General features: G+C 68.8%; 16 protein-coding genes. 15 read left to right on the top strand and 1 reads right to left on the bottom strand.

Annotated elements, in window-relative coordinates:
- The first annotated feature begins 5 nt into the window (after nucleotides 1-5).
- The 15 genes from prmC to ACU6WZ_RS07350 all read left to right on the top strand — a co-directional run bounded on the left by prmC (nucleotide 6) and on the right by ACU6WZ_RS07350 (nucleotide 13,874).
- Entirely contained in the window at nucleotides 6-851 is an 846-nt protein-coding gene (prmC, locus tag ACU6WZ_RS07420; protein ID WP_447032321.1) for a peptide chain release factor N(5)-glutamine methyltransferase, read from the top strand.
- A 44-nt stretch (nucleotides 852-895) separates the two neighbouring features.
- Nucleotides 896-1,543 carry an L-threonylcarbamoyladenylate synthase gene (locus ACU6WZ_RS07415; RefSeq protein ID WP_447032320.1) on the top strand — a complete coding sequence of 216 codons (648 nt, stop codon included), beginning with the start codon at nucleotides 896-898 and terminating at the stop codon, nucleotides 1,541-1,543.
- On the top strand, nucleotides 1,540-2,193 hold the full coding sequence (locus ACU6WZ_RS07410) for an arsenate reductase/protein-tyrosine-phosphatase family protein (protein WP_447032319.1): 654 nt from the start codon (nucleotides 1,540-1,542) through the stop codon (nucleotides 2,191-2,193). Before ACU6WZ_RS07415 ends, ACU6WZ_RS07410 begins: the two co-directional genes overlap by 4 nt.
- A gap of 243 nt (nucleotides 2,194-2,436) precedes the next feature.
- Entirely contained in the window at nucleotides 2,437-3,693 is a 1,257-nt protein-coding gene (gene glyA / locus ACU6WZ_RS07405; RefSeq protein WP_447032318.1) for a serine hydroxymethyltransferase, read from the top strand.
- Between the two features lie 117 nt (nucleotides 3,694-3,810).
- The gene (locus tag ACU6WZ_RS07400; RefSeq protein ID WP_447032317.1) at nucleotides 3,811-5,169 is read left to right on the top strand and encodes an MraY family glycosyltransferase; all 1,359 of its coding nucleotides are present in this window, start codon (nucleotides 3,811-3,813) and stop codon (nucleotides 5,167-5,169) included.
- 265 nt (nucleotides 5,170-5,434) lie between these two features.
- The gene (locus tag ACU6WZ_RS07395) at nucleotides 5,435-5,872 is read left to right on the top strand and encodes a Cg1360 family ATP-synthase-associated protein (protein ID WP_447032316.1); all 438 of its coding nucleotides are present in this window, start codon (nucleotides 5,435-5,437) and stop codon (nucleotides 5,870-5,872) included.
- Between the two features lie 225 nt (nucleotides 5,873-6,097).
- Nucleotides 6,098-6,916 (top strand): F0F1 ATP synthase subunit A, encoded by an 819-nt coding sequence (gene atpB / locus ACU6WZ_RS07390; RefSeq protein ID WP_447032315.1) that lies wholly within the window; start codon nucleotides 6,098-6,100, stop codon nucleotides 6,914-6,916.
- A 74-nt stretch (nucleotides 6,917-6,990) separates the two neighbouring features.
- Nucleotides 6,991-7,239, top strand: a complete 249-nt coding sequence (locus ACU6WZ_RS07385) for an ATP synthase subunit C-like protein (protein ID WP_070343060.1) — start codon at nucleotides 6,991-6,993, stop codon at nucleotides 7,237-7,239.
- Between the two features lie 41 nt (nucleotides 7,240-7,280).
- Nucleotides 7,281-7,823, top strand: coding sequence for a F0F1 ATP synthase subunit B (locus ACU6WZ_RS07380; RefSeq protein ID WP_447032314.1), 543 nt, complete (start codon nucleotides 7,281-7,283; stop codon nucleotides 7,821-7,823).
- Nucleotides 7,820-8,635, top strand: coding sequence for a F0F1 ATP synthase subunit delta (locus tag ACU6WZ_RS07375; RefSeq protein WP_447032313.1), 816 nt, complete (start codon nucleotides 7,820-7,822; stop codon nucleotides 8,633-8,635). Before ACU6WZ_RS07380 ends, ACU6WZ_RS07375 begins: the two co-directional genes overlap by 4 nt.
- Nucleotides 8,636-8,789: 154 nt before the next feature.
- On the top strand, nucleotides 8,790-10,385 hold the full coding sequence (gene atpA / locus ACU6WZ_RS07370) for a F0F1 ATP synthase subunit alpha (protein ID WP_447032312.1): 1,596 nt from the start codon (nucleotides 8,790-8,792) through the stop codon (nucleotides 10,383-10,385).
- Between the two features lie 20 nt (nucleotides 10,386-10,405).
- Entirely contained in the window at nucleotides 10,406-11,323 is a 918-nt protein-coding gene (locus ACU6WZ_RS07365; RefSeq protein ID WP_447032311.1) for a F0F1 ATP synthase subunit gamma, read from the top strand.
- Nucleotides 11,323-12,765, top strand: a complete 1,443-nt coding sequence (gene atpD / locus ACU6WZ_RS07360) for a F0F1 ATP synthase subunit beta (protein WP_447032310.1) — start codon at nucleotides 11,323-11,325, stop codon at nucleotides 12,763-12,765. The genes ACU6WZ_RS07365 and atpD overlap by 1 nt, the downstream gene beginning before the upstream one ends.
- Nucleotides 12,766-12,921: 156 nt before the next feature.
- Nucleotides 12,922-13,296, top strand: coding sequence for a F0F1 ATP synthase subunit epsilon (locus ACU6WZ_RS07355; protein WP_447032309.1), 375 nt, complete (start codon nucleotides 12,922-12,924; stop codon nucleotides 13,294-13,296).
- 131 nt (nucleotides 13,297-13,427) lie between these two features.
- A complete protein-coding gene (locus ACU6WZ_RS07350; RefSeq protein ID WP_447032308.1) occupies nucleotides 13,428-13,874 on the top strand; it encodes a DUF2550 domain-containing protein in 447 nt (148 codons plus the stop codon).
- A 99-nt stretch (nucleotides 13,875-13,973) separates the two neighbouring features.
- On the opposite strand, the gene ACU6WZ_RS07345 is transcribed toward ACU6WZ_RS07350, so the two are convergent.
- Entirely contained in the window at nucleotides 13,974-15,824 is a 1,851-nt protein-coding gene (locus tag ACU6WZ_RS07345; protein WP_447032307.1) for a glycosyl hydrolase family 18 protein, read from the bottom strand.
- Nucleotides 15,825-15,901: the final 77 nt, after the last annotated feature.

Genomic DNA, 15,901 nt, shown 5'->3' with positions numbered 1-15,901 from the left:
CCGGGATGAATCTGCTGCTCGCCGAGGTGGCTCAGGCCACCCAGCGGCTGGCCGACGCCGGCGTGCCCTCACCGCGCTTCGACGCGGAGGAGCTCGCCGCGTTCGTGCACGGCGTCAAGCGGGGAGAGCTGCACAACGTCAAGGACGTCGACTTCGACGCCCGCTACTGGGAGACGATCGCCCGCCGCGAGGCCCGCGAACCCCTGCAGCACATCACCGGACGCGCCTTCTTCCGCTTCCTGGAGCTCCAGGTCGGCCCCGGCGTCTTCGTGCCCCGCCCCGAGACCGAATCGGTCGTCGGCTGGGCGATAGACGCCGTACGCGCCATGGACGTCGTCGAGCCGCTCATCGTCGACCTGTGCACCGGCTCCGGCGCCATCGCGCTCGCCATGGCGCAAGAGGTGCCGCGCGCCCGCGTGCACGGGGTGGAGCTGTCCGACGACGCCCTCAAGTGGACCCGTAAGAACGCCGAGGGCTCGCGTGTCACCGTCCACCAGGGCGACGCACGGACCGCGCTGCCCCGGCTCGACGGCCAGGTCGACCTCGTCGTCTCCAACCCGCCGTACATCCCACTCACCGAGTGGGAGTACGTCGCACCCGAGGCCCGCGACCACGACCCGCAGATGGCTCTCTTCTCCGGCGAGGACGGCCTCGACCTGATCCGCCACATCGAACGCACCGCCCACCGCCTGCTGCGCCCCGGCGGCGTCGTCGTCATCGAGCACGCCGACACGCAGGGCGGTCAGGTGCCGTGGATCTTCACCGAGGAGCGGGGCTGGGCCGACGCGGCCGACCACCCCGACCTGAACAACCGGCCCCGCTTCGCGACCGCCCGCAAGGCCATGCCGTGACCGCCGGCCGTAGCATCCAGTTCCCGCACGAGGAGGCCCGTTAAATGGCACGGCGATACGACTGCAACGACGCGACCGACCGTAAGACCGGTCTGCGCGAAGCCGCGGCCGCCGTCCGTCGCGGCGAGCTGGTCGTCCTGCCGACCGACACGGTCTACGGCATCGGGGCCGACGCCTTCAGCTCCGAGGCGGTCGGCGACCTCCTGGAGGCCAAGGGCCGGGGCCGCAACATGCCCACGCCCGTCCTCATCGGCTCCCCGAACACCCTGCACGGCCTGGTCACCGACTTCTCCGAGCAGGCCTGGGAGCTCGTCGACGCGTTCTGGCCCGGCGCCCTGACCCTCGTCGCACGGCACCAGCCGTCCCTCCAGTGGGACCTGGGCGAGACCCGCGGCACCGTCGCCGTCCGGATGCCGCTGCACCCCGTCGCCATCGAACTGCTCACCGAGTTCGGCCCGATGGCCGTGTCCAGCGCCAACCTCACGGGACACCCCGCGCCCGAGGACTGCGACGCCGCCCAGGAAATGCTCGGCGACTCCGTCTCCGTGTACCTCGACGGCGGCCCCACCCCCGGCATCGTCCCGTCGTCGATCGTCGACGTCACGGGCAAGGTCCCGGTCCTGCTGCGGGCCGGCGCGCTCGACGCCGAGGAACTGCGCAAGGTCGTACCCGACCTCGAGGTGGCCAGTTGACCGCCCTTGACGGGCGTGGCATAGCCGAAGGCAGTACGAGCGACACCTTCCGTATCCTCCACGTCAGCACCGGCAACGTCTGCCGCTCGCCGATCACCGAGCGGCTGACCCGCCATGCCCTGACGGACCGCCTCGGCGAGCGGCTCGCCTGCGGCCTCGTCGTGGAGAGCGCGGGCACCTGGGGGCACGAGGGTGCGCCCATGGAGGCCAACGCGGCCGCGGTCCTCGCCGACTTCGGCGCGGACGCGGCCGGTTTCACCGGGCGCGAGCTGCTCGACGAGCACGTCATCCGTGCCGACCTCGTCCTCACCGCGACGCGGGACCACCGGGCGCAGGTCATCTCGATGGGCCACTCGGCGGGTCTGCGTACCTTCACGCTGAAGGAGTTCACCCGGCTCGTACGGGCCATCGACCCGGCGACGCTGCCGGATCCCGTCCAGGACGGGGTGGTGGAGCGGGCGCGGGCGCTGGTACGGGCGGCGGCGGCGCTGCGGGGGTGGCTGCTCGCCCCGAGCGTCGAGGCGGACGAGGTGTACGACCCGTACGGGGCGCCGATCACTTTCTTCCGGTCCGTCGGGGACGAGATCCACACGGCACTGGACCCGGTCGTCACAGCCCTGACGGGCACCCCGGCTGCCCGCCGCCCCTGAACGGCGTCGCCCCGGACCCCGGTCCTCAAACGCCGGACGGGCCGATGTGCCTTGCGTTGAGGGCGACGTTCCGCACGTGCGCATCCGGCCCGGCGAAAAAATGCCCGTCCGGCGATTGAGGACTTTCGGGAAGGGGCGGGGTGGGGTGGGGAAAGAATCGGCCCTCCTCCGCCGGGCGGGTCGGCGGGGGCCGTCCTACATTGGAGGGGCCGCACCACCCCTTCGCCAGGCCCGGAGCCAGCCATGCCGGTCAGCACCGCACCCGCCGCCGCACCCGCCGCCGCACCCCCCGGCTTCGACGCGCTGCGCCGCCAGGACCCGGAGATCGCCGATGTCGTCCTCGGCGAGGCGCGGCGCCAGGCCACCGGCCTCCAGCTGATCGCCGCCGAGAACTTCACCTCGCCCGCCGTCCTCGCCGTCCTCGGCTCCCCGCTCGCCAACAAGTACGCCGAGGGCTACCCCGGCGCCCGCCACCACGGCGGCTGCGAGCTCGTCGACGTGGCCGAACGCATCGCCGTCGAGCGGGCCATGGCCCTCTTCGGCGCCGAGCACGCCAACGTCCAGCCGCACTCCGGCTCGGCCGCCGTCCTCGCCGCGTACGCCGCCCTGCTGCGGCCCGGCGACACCGTGCTGGCCATGGGGCTCCCGTACGGCGGGCACCTCACGCACGGCTCCCCGGCGAACTTCTCCGGCCGCTGGTTCGACTTCATCGGATACGGCGTCGACCCCGACACCGGCCTCATCGACTACGACCAGGTGCGCCTTCTCGCGCGTACGCACCGCCCCCGGGCCATCGTCGTCGGCTCCATCGCCTATCCCCGGCACCCCGACTACGCCCACTTCCGCGAGATCGCCGACGAGACCGGCGCCTACCTCATCGCGGACACCGCCCACCCCATGGGCCTGATCGCCGGGGGAGCGGCGCCCAGCCCGGTCCCGTACGCCGACGTCGTGTGCGCCACCACGCACAAGGTGCTGCGTGGCCCGCGCGGCGGCATGCTGCTGTGCGGCGCGGACCTCGCCGAGCGCATCGACCGGGCTGTCTTCCCCTTCACACAGGGCGGCGCCCAGATGCACACGGTCGCGGCGAAGGCGGTCGCGTTCGGTGAGGCGGCGACGCCCGCTTTCGCGACGTACGCCCATCAGGTCGTGACCAACGCCCGCGCGCTCGCCGACGGACTGGCCGCCCGGGGCCTGACTGTCACCACCGGTGGCACCGACACCCACCTGATCACCGCCGACCCCGCCCCCCTGGGCCTGGAGGGCCGCGCGGCCCGCGGCCTGCTGGCGGCTGCCGGCGTGGTCCTGGACACCTGCGCCCTGCCGTACGGCGACGAGCGCGGCATCCGCCTGGGTGCGGCGGCCGTCACCACCCAGGGCATGGGGGAGCGGGAGATGGAGCGGATCGCGGAGATCTTCGCGCTGGCGCTCCGTGAGGACGGCGGTGCGGCCGGCAAGGTGCGCGGTCTCACGTCGCAATTCCCGCCTCGTCCCGCCTGAGCGCGCGGCCTGAGCGCGCGTCGTGCAACCATCTCGGGTACCCGTATGTCCTCTAGCGTGTAGTCGCAAAGCTAGGGTGTGGGGCTGAGATGGTCGGCAATACCTGTGGGGCAGCCTGTGCGTGAATATCTGCTGACGCTCTGTGTCACGGCGGCAGTGACCTATCTGCTGACGGGACCGGTGCGGAAGTTCGCCATCGCGACCGGTGCCATGCCCGAGATCCGAGCCCGTGACGTGCACCGGGAGCCGACACCCCGGCTCGGTGGCATCGCGATGTTCGGCGGGCTGTGCGCCGGTCTGCTGGTCGCGGACCACTCGCAGAATCTGCACAGCGCCTTCGAGCTGTCGAACGAGCCGAGGGCGCTGCTGTCCGGCGCCGCGGTGATCTGGCTCATCGGCGTACTGGACGACAAGTTCGAGATCGACGCGCTGATCAAGCTGGGCGGCCAGTTCATCGCCGCCGGCGTCATGGTCATGCAGGGACTGACGATCCTGTGGCTCCCCGTGCCCGGCGTCGGCCAGGTGTCGGTGACCGCCTGGCAGGGAAACCTGCTCACGGTCGCGCTCGTCGTCATCACCATCAACGCGGTCAACTTCGTGGACGGCCTCGACGGGCTCGCCGCGGGCATGGTGTGCATCGCGTCGGGCGCGTTCTTCATGTATGCGTACCGGATCTGGTACGGGTACGGCATCGAGGAGGCCGCCCCCGCCACCCTCTTCGCCGCGATCCTCATGGGCATGTGTCTGGGCTTCCTGCCGCACAACATGCACCCGGCCAGAATCTTCATGGGCGACTCGGGATCGATGCTGATCGGCCTGGTGCTGGCGGCCGGCGCGATCTCGGTCACCGGCCAGGTGGACCCCGACGCGATGAGGCTCTTCGTGGGGGGCGGCAGCACCCGCGAGGCCACGCACGCGATGCTGCCGGTCTTCATCCCGCTGCTGCTGCCGCTGTCGATCATCGCGATCCCGGTGGCGGACCTGCTGCTGGCGATCGTGCGGCGTACCTGGCAGGGCAAGTCGCCGTTCGCTGCCGACCGCGGACACCTGCATCACCGCCTGCTGGAGATCGGCCACTCGCACAGCCGGGCCGTGCTGATCATGTACTTCTGGTCGGCCCTGATCGCCTTCGGCGCCGTCGCGTACTCCGTGAACTCGGCCAGCATGTGGATCCTGCTGGGCATCGTCGCGCTGAGCGCGGTCGGCCTGGTCCTGCTCCTCCTCCCGCGCTTCACCCCGCGGGCCCCGCGCTGGGCGGAGTCCTTCCTCCCGCCGCGTTACCGCAGGCGCCACCGCGCCGCACAGCCGTCCGGGGCCGCCTCGCGGGAGGCGGAGGAGGCCGACGAGGCGCACGAGCGTACGGAGCCCGAGGACCGCACACCCGTGCGGATGGGACAGGCCGGCGTCAACGGAGCGACCGCGATCGGTCCCCGTTCGCGCTTCCCCGAGCGACGCAAGGCCGGCACGCCCCGCTGACGAATTGGCGCTTCACGCCCAATACCAGACAAAGGGCCACCCTGTCGCGCACAGACGGGCGGGGTCACTCTCATGTGTGACAGTCAGCACACCCGGTTGGTAAAGACCTCATCAAATAGTTTGTGATACCGTTCACGAGACCCGGCGACAGGGCCGAAGGGCACCGGTACGACGGTCCTTCGGGCACGAGGTAACACCTCCGTCCCGGCCTACGCTCGTCCATGACGACACCTACTGCCCCCCACCAACAAGCGGAGCTGCCGCCATGCCGTCCAACGACGTCCGGAGCCTTCTCCAGACCGCCGTACCCACCGCTGCCGCCGGCGCGATCGCCGCCGTTGTCAGTGCTGTGGTCGCGGGCGGCGAGGGTGCGCTCGGGGCCGTCGTCGCGACGCTGGTGGTGATCCTCTTCATGGGGGTGGGGCTCGTTGTGCTCCAGCGGACCGCGAAGTCGCTGCCGCAGCTGTTCCAGGCGATGGGGCTGATGCTCTACACCACCCAACTGCTGCTGCTGTTCGTCTTCGTGGCGCTGTTCAAGGACACCACCCTGTTCAACCCCAAGGCGTTCGCGATCACTTTGGTCGCTACCACGCTCGTGTGGATCGCCGCTCAGGCGCGTGCGCACATGAAGGCCAAGATTCTTTACGTGGAACCGGAGCCCTCCGAGACGCGGAAGCCCAAGAACTCGGGGTCTTCGTCATGAAGGGTAGGGCCGGTATAAAGGCGCGTTCGGGATCCTGCTATCGTCCGGTGCCAACTGCGGCACTGCGGGCGCGGGCATCCGAGCTGACGCCTGTTCCAACGCGAGGCTCAACGCCTGACAGCCGCCCCCACATCCGTTACACCAGTCCAGTGCCGAACCGCGGCCGCTTGCCGCGCCGACACAACGAGGTTGCCGTACCTATGCGCCACGCTGAAGGAGCCCGCGGTGAGTGCTGAAAAGACGACGCTCGCCTTCGATTGGAGCTGCCGCATCCTCGCCGACAACGGCTGTGGATTCCCGGCCCCGGGCCTGCACTCCTTTCTCTTCAAGCCGATGTTCACCGTCGGTGGCTACGAGTTCAACAAGCCGATGCTTCTGGCGCTCATCTCGACCGTGCTGGTCGTCGGCTTCTTCTGGGCGGCGTTCAGCAAGCCCAAGCTCGTGCCGGGCAAGCTTCAGATGATCGGTGAGGCGGGCTACGACTTCGTACGCCGCGGCATCGTCTACGAGACCCTCGGCAAGAGGGAGGGTGAGAAGTACGTGCCACTGATGGTGTCACTGTTCTTCTTCATCTGGATCATGAACATCTGGTCGGTCATCCCGCTCATGCAGTTCCCGGTGAGCTCGATCATCGCCTTCCCGGCCGCGCTGGCGCTCATCGTCTACGTGCTCTGGATGTCGCTGACTTTCCGCAGGCACGGATTCATCGGCGGCCTGAAGAACGTCTCCGGTTACGACAAGTCGCTCGGCGCGGTTCTGCCGCTCGTCGTCGTCATCGAGTTCTTCTCCAACGTCCTCGTCCGGCCGTTCACGCACATGGTTCGACTGTTCGCGAACATGTTCGCCGGTCACCTCCTGCTGGTGATGTTCACCGTCTCCAGCTGGTACCTGCTGAACAGCTGGATGATCCCCGCCGCCGGCGTCTCGTTCGTCATGACCATGGTCATGATCGTCTTCGAGCTCTTCGTGCAGCTTGTGCAGGCGTACGTCTTCGTACTCCTGGCCTGCACCTACATCCAGGGCGCGCTCGCCAAGCACCACTGAGCCCCGCCCCACCCACCCCATAGATGTCCGGTGGCCAACCCCCACCGGTCCGTGAAAGAGAAGGAAGAACCGGCATGTCCGCTGCTCTCACGAACCTCGCCGCCGTGTCCGGCGACCTCAAGGCCCTCGGCTCCATCGGCTACGGTCTCGCCGCCATCGGCCCCGGCGTCGGCGTCGGCATCATCTTCGGTAACGGCACCCAGGCGCTGGCCCGTCAGCCCGAGGCTGCCGGCCTGATCCGCGCCAACCAGATTCTCGGCTTCGCCTTCTGTGAGGCGCTCGCCCTGATCGGCATCGTCATGCCGTTCGTCTACGGCAGCTGACGTATCGCTACGAACAGCTCTTTTCGACGAAAGGCATTGATGTGAACGCGCTGGTTTTGGCGGCGACCGAGGAGCAGAATCCCCTCGTCCCGCCCGGCCCCGAGTTCGTCGTCGGGCTGATCGCCTTCGCCATCGTCTTCTTCTTCCTCGCAAAGAAGCTCCTCCCGGCCATCAACAAGGTCCTGGACGAGCGTCGTGAGGCGATCGAGGGCGGTATCGAGAAGGCCGATGCAGCTCAGACCGAAGCCCAGAGCGTGCTTGAGCAGTACAAGGCTCAGCTCGCCGAGGCCCGCCACGAGGCCGCCCGCCTGCGCCAGGAGGCGCTGGAACAGGGCACTGTGCTGAAGGAAGAACTTCGCGCAGAGGGTCAGCGCCAGCGCGAGGAAATCATCGCCGCCGGCCACACCCAGATCGAGGCGGACCGCAAGCAGGCCGCACTGTCGCTGCGCCAGGACGTGGGCAAGCTCGCCACCGACCTGGCCGGCAAGCTCGTCGGCGAGTCCCTTGAGGACCACGCCCGGCAGAGCCGCACGATCGACCGTTTCCTCGGCGAGCTCGAGGAGAAGGCCGAGGCCGCGCGATGAACGGAGCGAGCCGCGAGGCACTGGCTGCCGCACGTGAGCGTCTCGACGCGCTGATCGACAACACGTCGGTCGACGCGGCGAAGCTCGCGGGCGAACTGGCCGCCGTCACCGCGCTGCTCGACCGCGAGGTGTCGCTGCGTCGGGTCCTGACCGACCCGGCGCAGGCCGGCGAGGCCAAGGCCGAGCTTGCCGCGCGACTGCTGAGCGGTCAGGTGGGCGGCGAGGCCGCTGACCTGGTTTCCGGCATGGTCCGCTCCCGCTGGTCGCAGTCCCGTGACCTGGTGGACGCGGTGGAGGAGCTGGCGGACACCGCCGACCTCACCGCCGCCCAGCAGGCCGGTGCGCTCGACGACGTCGAGGACGAGCTGTTCCGGTTCGGCCGGATCGTCACGTCCAGCACCGAGCTGCGGGCCGCACTGACCGACCGGAAGGCCACGGCCTCCGCCAAGAGCACGCTGCTGCGCAACCTGCTCGGCGGCAAGGCCAACGCTGTGACCGAGCGCATCATCGTGCGTCTTGTGACGCACGCCCGTGGACGTAGCCTGGAGGCGGGACTCGAGTCCCTGTCCGTGCTCGCCGCGGAGCGCCGGGACCGCATGGTCGCGGTGGTCACGTCGGCGGTGCCGCTCACGGAGCTGCAGAAGCAGCGTCTCGGTGGCGCACTGGCGAAGCTCTACGGTCGCCAGATGCACCTCAACCTCGACGTGGACCCCACGGTCCTCGGCGGGATCCAGGTGCGCGTCGGCGACGAGGTCATCAACGGGACCATCGCGGACCGCCTCGAAGAGGCGACCCGCCGCATGGCCGGCTGACCAGCCAGCAACAGGCAGCACCAGCCAGCAACTGAACACGCACACGCATCACCAGCGGCCCGGTTGGGCCGTGCAGAGAATGCAGAAGATTCCTGGGGGTCGGCCCCCAGACCCCCAAGAACTTCGGGCCCAACAAGGAGAGCAGGGAACCCAGATGGCGGAGCTCACGATCCGGCCGGAGGAGATCCGGGACGCGCTGGAGAACTTTGTCCAGTCGTACCAGCCGGACGCGGCCTCGCGCGAGGAGGTCGGAACGGTAAGCGTTGCCGGCGACGGCATCGCGAAGGTCGAGGGTCTTCCCTCGGCCATGGCGAACGAGCTGCTGAAGTTCGAGGACGGCACCCTCGGCCTCGCCCTCAACCTTGAGGAGCGGGAGATCGGTGCGATCGTCCTCGGCGAGTTCAGCGGCATCGAGGAGGGCCAGCCGGTGCAGCGCACCGGTGAGGTGCTCTCCGTCGGCGTCGGCGAGGGTTACCTCGGCCGCGTCGTCGACCCGCTCGGCAACCCGATCGACGGTCTCGGCGAGATCGCGACCGACAGCCGCCGCGCCCTCGAGCTGCAGGCCCCCGGCGTCATGGTCCGCAAGTCGGTCCACGAGCCGATGCAGACCGGCTACAAGGCCGTCGACGCGATGGTGCCGATCGGCCGTGGCCAGCGTCAGCTGATCATTGGTGACCGTCAGACTGGCAAGACCGCTCTGGCCGTCGACACGATCATCAACCAGCGCGACAACTGGCGCTCGGGCGACGTGAACAAGCAGGTGCGCTGCATCTACGTCGCCATCGGCCAGAAGGGGTCGACCATCGCGTCCGTTCGCGGCGCCCTGGAAGACGCCGGCGCGCTCGAGTACACGACGATCGTCGCCGCCCCGGCGTCCGACCCGGCCGGCTTCAAGTACCTGGCGCCGTACACCGGTTCGGCCATCGGCCAGCACTGGATGTACGCCGGCAAGCACGTCCTGATCATCTTCGACGACCTGTCGAAGCAGGCCGACGCCTACCGCGCCGTGTCGCTGCTGCTGCGCCGTCCGCCGGGCCGCGAGGCCTACCCGGGCGACGTCTTCTACCTGCACTCGCGTCTGCTGGAGCGCTGCGCCAAGCTCTCCGACGACATGGGCGCCGGTTCGATGACCGGTCTGCCGATCGTCGAGACCAAGGCGAACGACGTGTCGGCCTTCATCCCGACCAACGTCATCTCCATCACCGACGGCCAGTGCTTCCTGGAGTCCGACCTGTTCAACGCGGGCCAGCGCCCGGCGCTGAACGTCGGTATCTCGGTCTCGCGTGTCGGTGGCTCCGCCCAGCACAAGGCCATGAAGCAGGTTTCCGGCCGACTGCGCGTGGACCTCGCCCAGTATCGCGAGCTGGAGGCGTTCGCCGCCTTCGGTTCCGACCTGGACGCGGCCTCCAAGGCGTCGCTGGAGCGCGGCAAGCGCATGGTCGAGCTGCTGAAGCAGCCGCAGTACAACCCGTACCCCGTCGAGGAGCAGGTCGTCTCCGTCTGGGCCGGCACCACCGGCAAGATGGACGACGTCCCGGTCGAGGACATCCGCCGCTTCGAGAGCGAGCTGCTGGAGCACCTGCGCCGTGAGCGCAAGGAGCTGCTGACCAGCATCGCCGAGGGCGGCAAGATGTCGGACGACACGCTGCAGTCGGTCGGGGACGCCATCGCCGGCTTCAAGCGTCAGTTCGAGACCTCGGACGGCAAGCTCCTGGGCGAGGACGCGCCGGCCGTCAGCGTCTCCAAGTGACGACGGAAGGGACCTGACTCATGGGAGCCCAGCTCCGGGTCTACAAGCGTCGCATCCGATCCGTCACCGCGACCAAGAAGATCACCAAGGCGATGGAGATGATCGCCGCCTCGCGCATCGTCAAGGCGCAGCGCCAGGTGACGGCATCGACGCCGTACGCGACCGAGCTCACCCGTGCGGTGACCGCGGTGGCGACCGGCTCCACCACCAAGCACGCCCTGACCACCGAGGTCGAGACGCCGACCCGGGCCGCTGTTCTGCTCATCACGAGCGACCGCGGTCTGGCCGGCGGCTACTCCTCGAACGCCATCAAGGCGGCGGAGCGGCTGACGGAGCGGCTCCGCACCGAGGGCAAGGACGTCGACACGTACATCGTCGGCCGTAAGGGTGCCGCCTACTACAACTTCCGCGAGCGCAAGGTCGCGGAGTCGTGGTCAGGCTTCACCGACAGCCCGACGTACGCGGACGCGAAGTACGTCGCCGCGCCGCTGATCGAGGCCATCGAGAAGGACACGGCCGAGGGTGGTGTGGACGAGATCCACATCATCTTCACCGAGTTCGTCTCGATGATGACGCAGAACCCGGTGGAGAACCGGATGCTGCCGCTCAGCCTTGAGGACGCTGCCGAGGAGTCGGGGACGAAGGGCGAAATCCTTCCGCTGTTCGACTTCGAGCCGTCGGCGGAGGACGTCCTCGACGCTCTGCTGCCGCGCTACGTCGAGAGCCGTATCTACAACGCACTGCTGCAGGCCGCCGCTTCCGAGCACGCTGCCCGCCGTCGCGCGATGAAGTCGGCGACCGACAACGCCGGGGATCTCATCAAGAGCCTCTCCCGGCTTGCCAACGCGGCCCGCCAGGCCGAAATCACCCAGGAAATCAGCGAGATCGTCGGTGGCTCCAGTGCCCTCGCCGACGCGAACGCGGGGAGTGACAAGTAATGACGACCACTGTTGAGACGGCCGCTGCCACGGGCCGCGTCGCCCGGGTCATCGGCCCGGTCGTCGACGTGGAGTTCCCCGTCGACGCCATGCCGGAGATCTACAACGCCCTCACCGTCCAGGTCGCAGACCCGGCCGAGAACGGCAAGATCAAGAAGCTGACCCTTGAAGTCGCCCTGCACCTGGGTGACGGCCTGGTCCGCGCGATCTCGATGCAGCCCACCGACGGTCTGGTCCGCCAGGCCCCGGTGACAAACACCGGCGAAGGCATCACGGTGCCGGTCGGCGAGATCACCAAGGGCAAGGTGTTCAACACCCTTGGCGAGATCCTGAACAAGCCGGAGGCCAACGCCGAGGTGACCGAGCGGTGGCCCATCCACCGCAAGGCCCCGTCGTTCGACCAGCTCGAGTCGAAGACCGAGATGTTCGAGACCGGCGTCAAGGTCATCGACCTTCTCACCCCGTACGTCAAGGGTGGAAAGATCGGTCTGTTCGGTGGTGCCGGTGTCGGCAAGACCGTTCTGATCCAGGAAATGATCTACCGCGTCGCCAACAACCACGACGGTGTGTCGGTGTTCGCGGGCGTCGGTGAGCGTACCCGCGAGGGCAACGACCTCATCGAGGAAATGGCCGAGTCGGGCGTCATCGACAAGACGGCGCTTGTCTTCGGCCAGATGGACGAGCCGCCGGGCACGCGTCTTCGCGTCGCGCTCTCGGGTCTGACCATGGCGGAGTACTTCCGCGATGTGCAGAAGCAGGACGTGCTCTTCTTCATCGACAACATCTTCCGTTACACCCAGGCCGGCTCCGAGGTCTCCACGCTGCTCGGCCGTATGCCGTCCGCAGTGGGATACCAGCCGAACCTGGCTGACGAGATGGGTCTCCTGCAGGAGCGCATCACGTCGACCCGCGGTCACTCGATCACCTCGATGCAGGCGATCTACGTCCCCGCGGACGACCTGACCGACCCGGCGCCGGCGACCACCTTCGCCCACCTGGACGCGACGACCGTTCTGTCGCGCCCGATCTCGGAGAAGGGCATCTACCCGGCGGTCGACCCGCTGGACTCGACGTCCCGCATCCTGGACCCGCGTTACATCGCGGCGGAGCACTACGCGGCAGCGATGCGCGTCAAGGGGATCCTCCAGAAGTACAAGGACCTCCAGGACATCATCGCGATCCTCGGTATCGACGAGCTGGGCGAAGAGGACAAGCTCGTTGTCCACCGCGCCCGTCGCGTCGAGCGCTTCCTGTCGCAGAACACCCACGTCGCCAAGCAGTTCACCGGCGTGGACGGTTCGGACGTACCGCTCGACGAGTCGATCACCGCGTTCAACGCGATCTGCGACGGCGACTACGACCACTTCCCCGAGCAGGCGTTCTTCATGTGCGGTGGCATTGAGGACCTCAAGGCCAACGCCAAGGAGCTCGGCGTCTCCTGAATCACGTGAGTCGCGTGAGTCACGCGGCCCCACGTGGCCCCACGTGACACACCTGACTCGTCGGAGAGGGGCGGGTACGTCCCGCCCCTCTCCTCTCGCCCTTAGAATTGACCCAACACCCGGCTCAACCGCCGGGTGGTGACCCGAGGAGCCACCTTGGCTGCTGAGCTGCACGTCGAGCTGGTCGCGGCGGACCGTAACGTCTGGTCCGGCGAGGCCTCCCTGGTCGTCGCGCGCACCACGTCCGGCGACATCGGCGTCATGCCCGGTCACCAGCCGCTCCTTGGTGTGCTGGAATCGGGCCCGGTGACGATCCGTACGAGCGACGGCGGCACCGTCGTCGCCGCGGTCCACGGCGGGTTCATCTCGTTCGCCGACAACAAGCTTTCTCTGCTCGCGGAGATCGCGGAGCTGGCCGACGAGATCGACCGTGCCCGTGCCGAGCGGGCGCTGGAGCGGGCGAAGGCGGAGACCGACGCCGCCGCCGAGCGCCGTGCCGACGTCCGACTGCGCGCGGTTGCGGGACACTGAGTCCCACAACCACGAGTTTGACCTCAGCCGCGGTCCGTACTGGATACTCCAGGGCGGGTCGCGGCTGAGGCGATACAGCTGCAACTTCTGTTCTGTCACTGGTACCGGATGATGCGAGGAGGTCGGTGGAGATGTTCCTCGCTCTGCTCGTGAGCGGCTCGGTAATCGCGCTGGTACTGGTGGGACTCTTCGTCTTCTGGCTCCGCCGGCGGCTGATCCAGCGCTCCGGCGGAACCTTCGTCTGCTGTGTCCGCTGGGACGTCCCCGAGAAGTCCGACCACTCGGGCAGGGGCTGGGTGTACGGCGTCGCCCGCTACAGCGGCGACCGCGTCGACTGGTTCCGCGTGTTCTCCTACGCCCCCCGCCCGCGCCGCGTCCTGGAACGCTCGGCCATCGAGGTGCTTTCGCGCCGCATGCCCGAGGGCGAGGCGGAGCTGGCGCTGCTGGACGACGCCTGCATCCTCGGCTGTGTGCACCGCGGGACGCGACTGGAGCTGGCGATGAGCGAGGACGCTCTCACCGGATTCCTGGCCTGGCTGGAGGCCGCGCCTCCGGGCCAGCGCGTCAACGTGGCGTAGAAGCCGGCACAGAAGCTGGCGTGGAAGTGCGTGAAAGTGGCGCGGAAACAGTCGGGGGGACGGGCGATGGCCCGTCCCCCCGACTGTTTCCGGCCTTCTTTACTTCAGACCGCTGTCGATCGCGCTCACCAGTTCGCCGTTGGCGGTGTCACCGCTGAACTCCCAGAAGAACGCGCCTCCCAGGCCCTGCCCCTTCGCCCAGCTCATCTTCGAGCCGATGGTCGCCGGGGTGTCGTAGCTCCACCAGTCGGTGCCGCAGTGGGCGTACGCCGTGCCCGCGACGGTGCCGTTGGCGGGGCACTTGCCCTTGAGAACCTTGTAGTCCTCGATGCCGGACTCGTACGCACCGGCGGCGGGGCCGGTCGCCGTGCCGCCCGGCTCCTTCTGCGTCACGCCCGTCCAGCCGCGGCCGTAGAACCCGATGCCGAGCAGGAGCTTCTTGGCGGGCACGCCCTTCGCCTTGAGCTTGGCGATGGCCGCGGCCGAGTTGAAGCCCTCCTGCGGGATGCCGGTGTACGAGGTGAGCGGGGAGTGCGGGGCCGTCGGGCCGTTCTTGGCCCAGGCGCCGAAGAAGTCGTACGTCATCACGTTGTACCAGTCGGAGTACGCGGCCGCCCCGGCGTAGTCGGTGGCGTCGATCTTGCCGCCGGCCGAGCCGTCCGCCGTGATGGCGGCGGTGACGAGGTTGTTCGTACCGAACTTGGCGCGCATCGCCTGCATCATGGTCTTGAAGGCGGCCGGGCCGCTGGTGTCGCAGGACAGACCGCAGGCGTTCGGGTACTCCCAGTCCAGGTCGATACCGTCGAAGACGTCGGCCCAGCGCGGGTCCTCCACCAGCTTGTAGCAGGAGTCGGCGAACGCGGCCGGGTCCTTGACGGCGTCACCGAAACCGCCGGACCAGGTCCAGCCGCCGAACGACCACAGCACCTTGATGTTCGGGTGCTTCGCCTTGAGCTTGCGCAGCTGGTTGAAGTTGCCGCGCAGCGGCTGGTCCCACGTGTCGGCCTTGCCGTCGACGCTCTGGTCGGCGGTGTACGCCTTGTCGATCGCCGCGAAGCTGTCGCCCATGGTGCACTTGCCACCCTGGACGTTGCCGAACGAGTAGTTGATGTGCGTGATCTTGCCGGCGGAGCCCGAGGTGTCCAGGTTCTTCACGTGGTAGTTGCGTCCGTAGACGCCCCACTCCGTGAAGTAGCCCAGCTTGACCTGGTCGCCCGGACTGGGCGTCGGGTCGGTGCCGCCGCCAGTGGTCTTGACCGCGCGGGCGCCGCTGACCGGGCCCTTCTGGTCGGCGGTGTCGCGGGCCTGGACCGTGTACGAGTAGTCGGTGCCCTTGGTCAGGCCGCTGTCGGTGTACGACGGGGTGGTGACCGTCGCGACCTTCGCGCCGTCACGCAGCACGTCGTAGTTCTTGACGCCCTTGTCGTCGGTCGCGGCCGCCCAGGTCAGCTTCACCGAGGTGTCGGTGATGCTGCTCGCGGACGGGGTGCCGGGCGCGCTGGGCGGGGTGTCGCCGGGTACCGAACCGCCGTCGCAGGAAGCGCCGTTGAGCTTGCAGCCGCTGGGGGAGCCGGGGCCGGCGCCGTTGAAGCCGAAGGAGGCGCTGGCGCCCGGGGCGAGGTTGCCGCCCCAGCTCTTGTTCTTGGCGGTCCAGTGGTTGGCGGAGTTGGTGACGTCCGCGTCCCAGGCCGAGGTGACGGACGTACCGGACGGGAAGTCCCACTCCACGGTCCAGGTGCTGAGGGTGGTGGTGCCGGTGTTCTTCACCGTCCACTTGCCCTCGAAGCCGGTGCCCCAGTCGGAGACCTTGGTGTACGAGGCGGTCGCCGACTCGGCGGCCTGCGCGGGGGACGCCAGGCCGACCATGGCGGCGAGGGGGACGACGAGCGCGGTGAGTCCGGCTGCCGCTCTGGTTCTGAGGCGCTGACGGAGGGGGGTCGTTGAACTCAAGGGTGCTCCCGAGAGAAGAGGTCCGGCGGTGAACGGGGATAGGACCTGCGCCTCAGTGGTGAGCGTGCTTCGCCATG

It is taken from the genome of Streptomyces hypolithicus, assembly GCF_052934925.1.
This window is presented reverse-complemented; position numbering and strand designations above follow the sequence as displayed.

Bases quoted from the DNA above. Each gene is read 5' to 3' on its own strand.
- ACU6WZ_RS07415 (WP_447032320.1), top strand. From the start codon at position 896: ATGGCACGGCGATACGACTGCAACGACGCGACCGACCGTAAGACCGGT.
- glyA (WP_447032318.1), top strand. From the start codon at position 2,437: ATGCCGGTCAGCACCGCACCCGCCGCCGCACCCGCCGCCGCACCCCCC.
- ACU6WZ_RS07375 (WP_447032313.1), top strand. From the start codon at position 7,820: ATGAACGGAGCGAGCCGCGAGGCACTGGCTGCCGCACGTGAGCGTCTC.
- ACU6WZ_RS07350 (WP_447032308.1), top strand. From the start codon at position 13,428: ATGTTCCTCGCTCTGCTCGTGAGCGGCTCGGTAATCGCGCTGGTACTG.
- prmC (WP_447032321.1), top strand. From the start codon at position 6: ATGAATCTGCTGCTCGCCGAGGTGGCTCAGGCCACCCAGCGGCTGGCC.
- ACU6WZ_RS07385 (WP_070343060.1), top strand. From the start codon at position 6,991: ATGTCCGCTGCTCTCACGAACCTCGCCGCCGTGTCCGGCGACCTCAAG.
- atpA (WP_447032312.1), top strand. From the start codon at position 8,790: ATGGCGGAGCTCACGATCCGGCCGGAGGAGATCCGGGACGCGCTGGAG.
- atpD (WP_447032310.1), top strand. From the start codon at position 11,323: ATGACGACCACTGTTGAGACGGCCGCTGCCACGGGCCGCGTCGCCCGG.
- ACU6WZ_RS07365 (WP_447032311.1), top strand. From the start codon at position 10,406: ATGGGAGCCCAGCTCCGGGTCTACAAGCGTCGCATCCGATCCGTCACC.
- ACU6WZ_RS07395 (WP_447032316.1), top strand. From the start codon at position 5,435: ATGCCGTCCAACGACGTCCGGAGCCTTCTCCAGACCGCCGTACCCACC.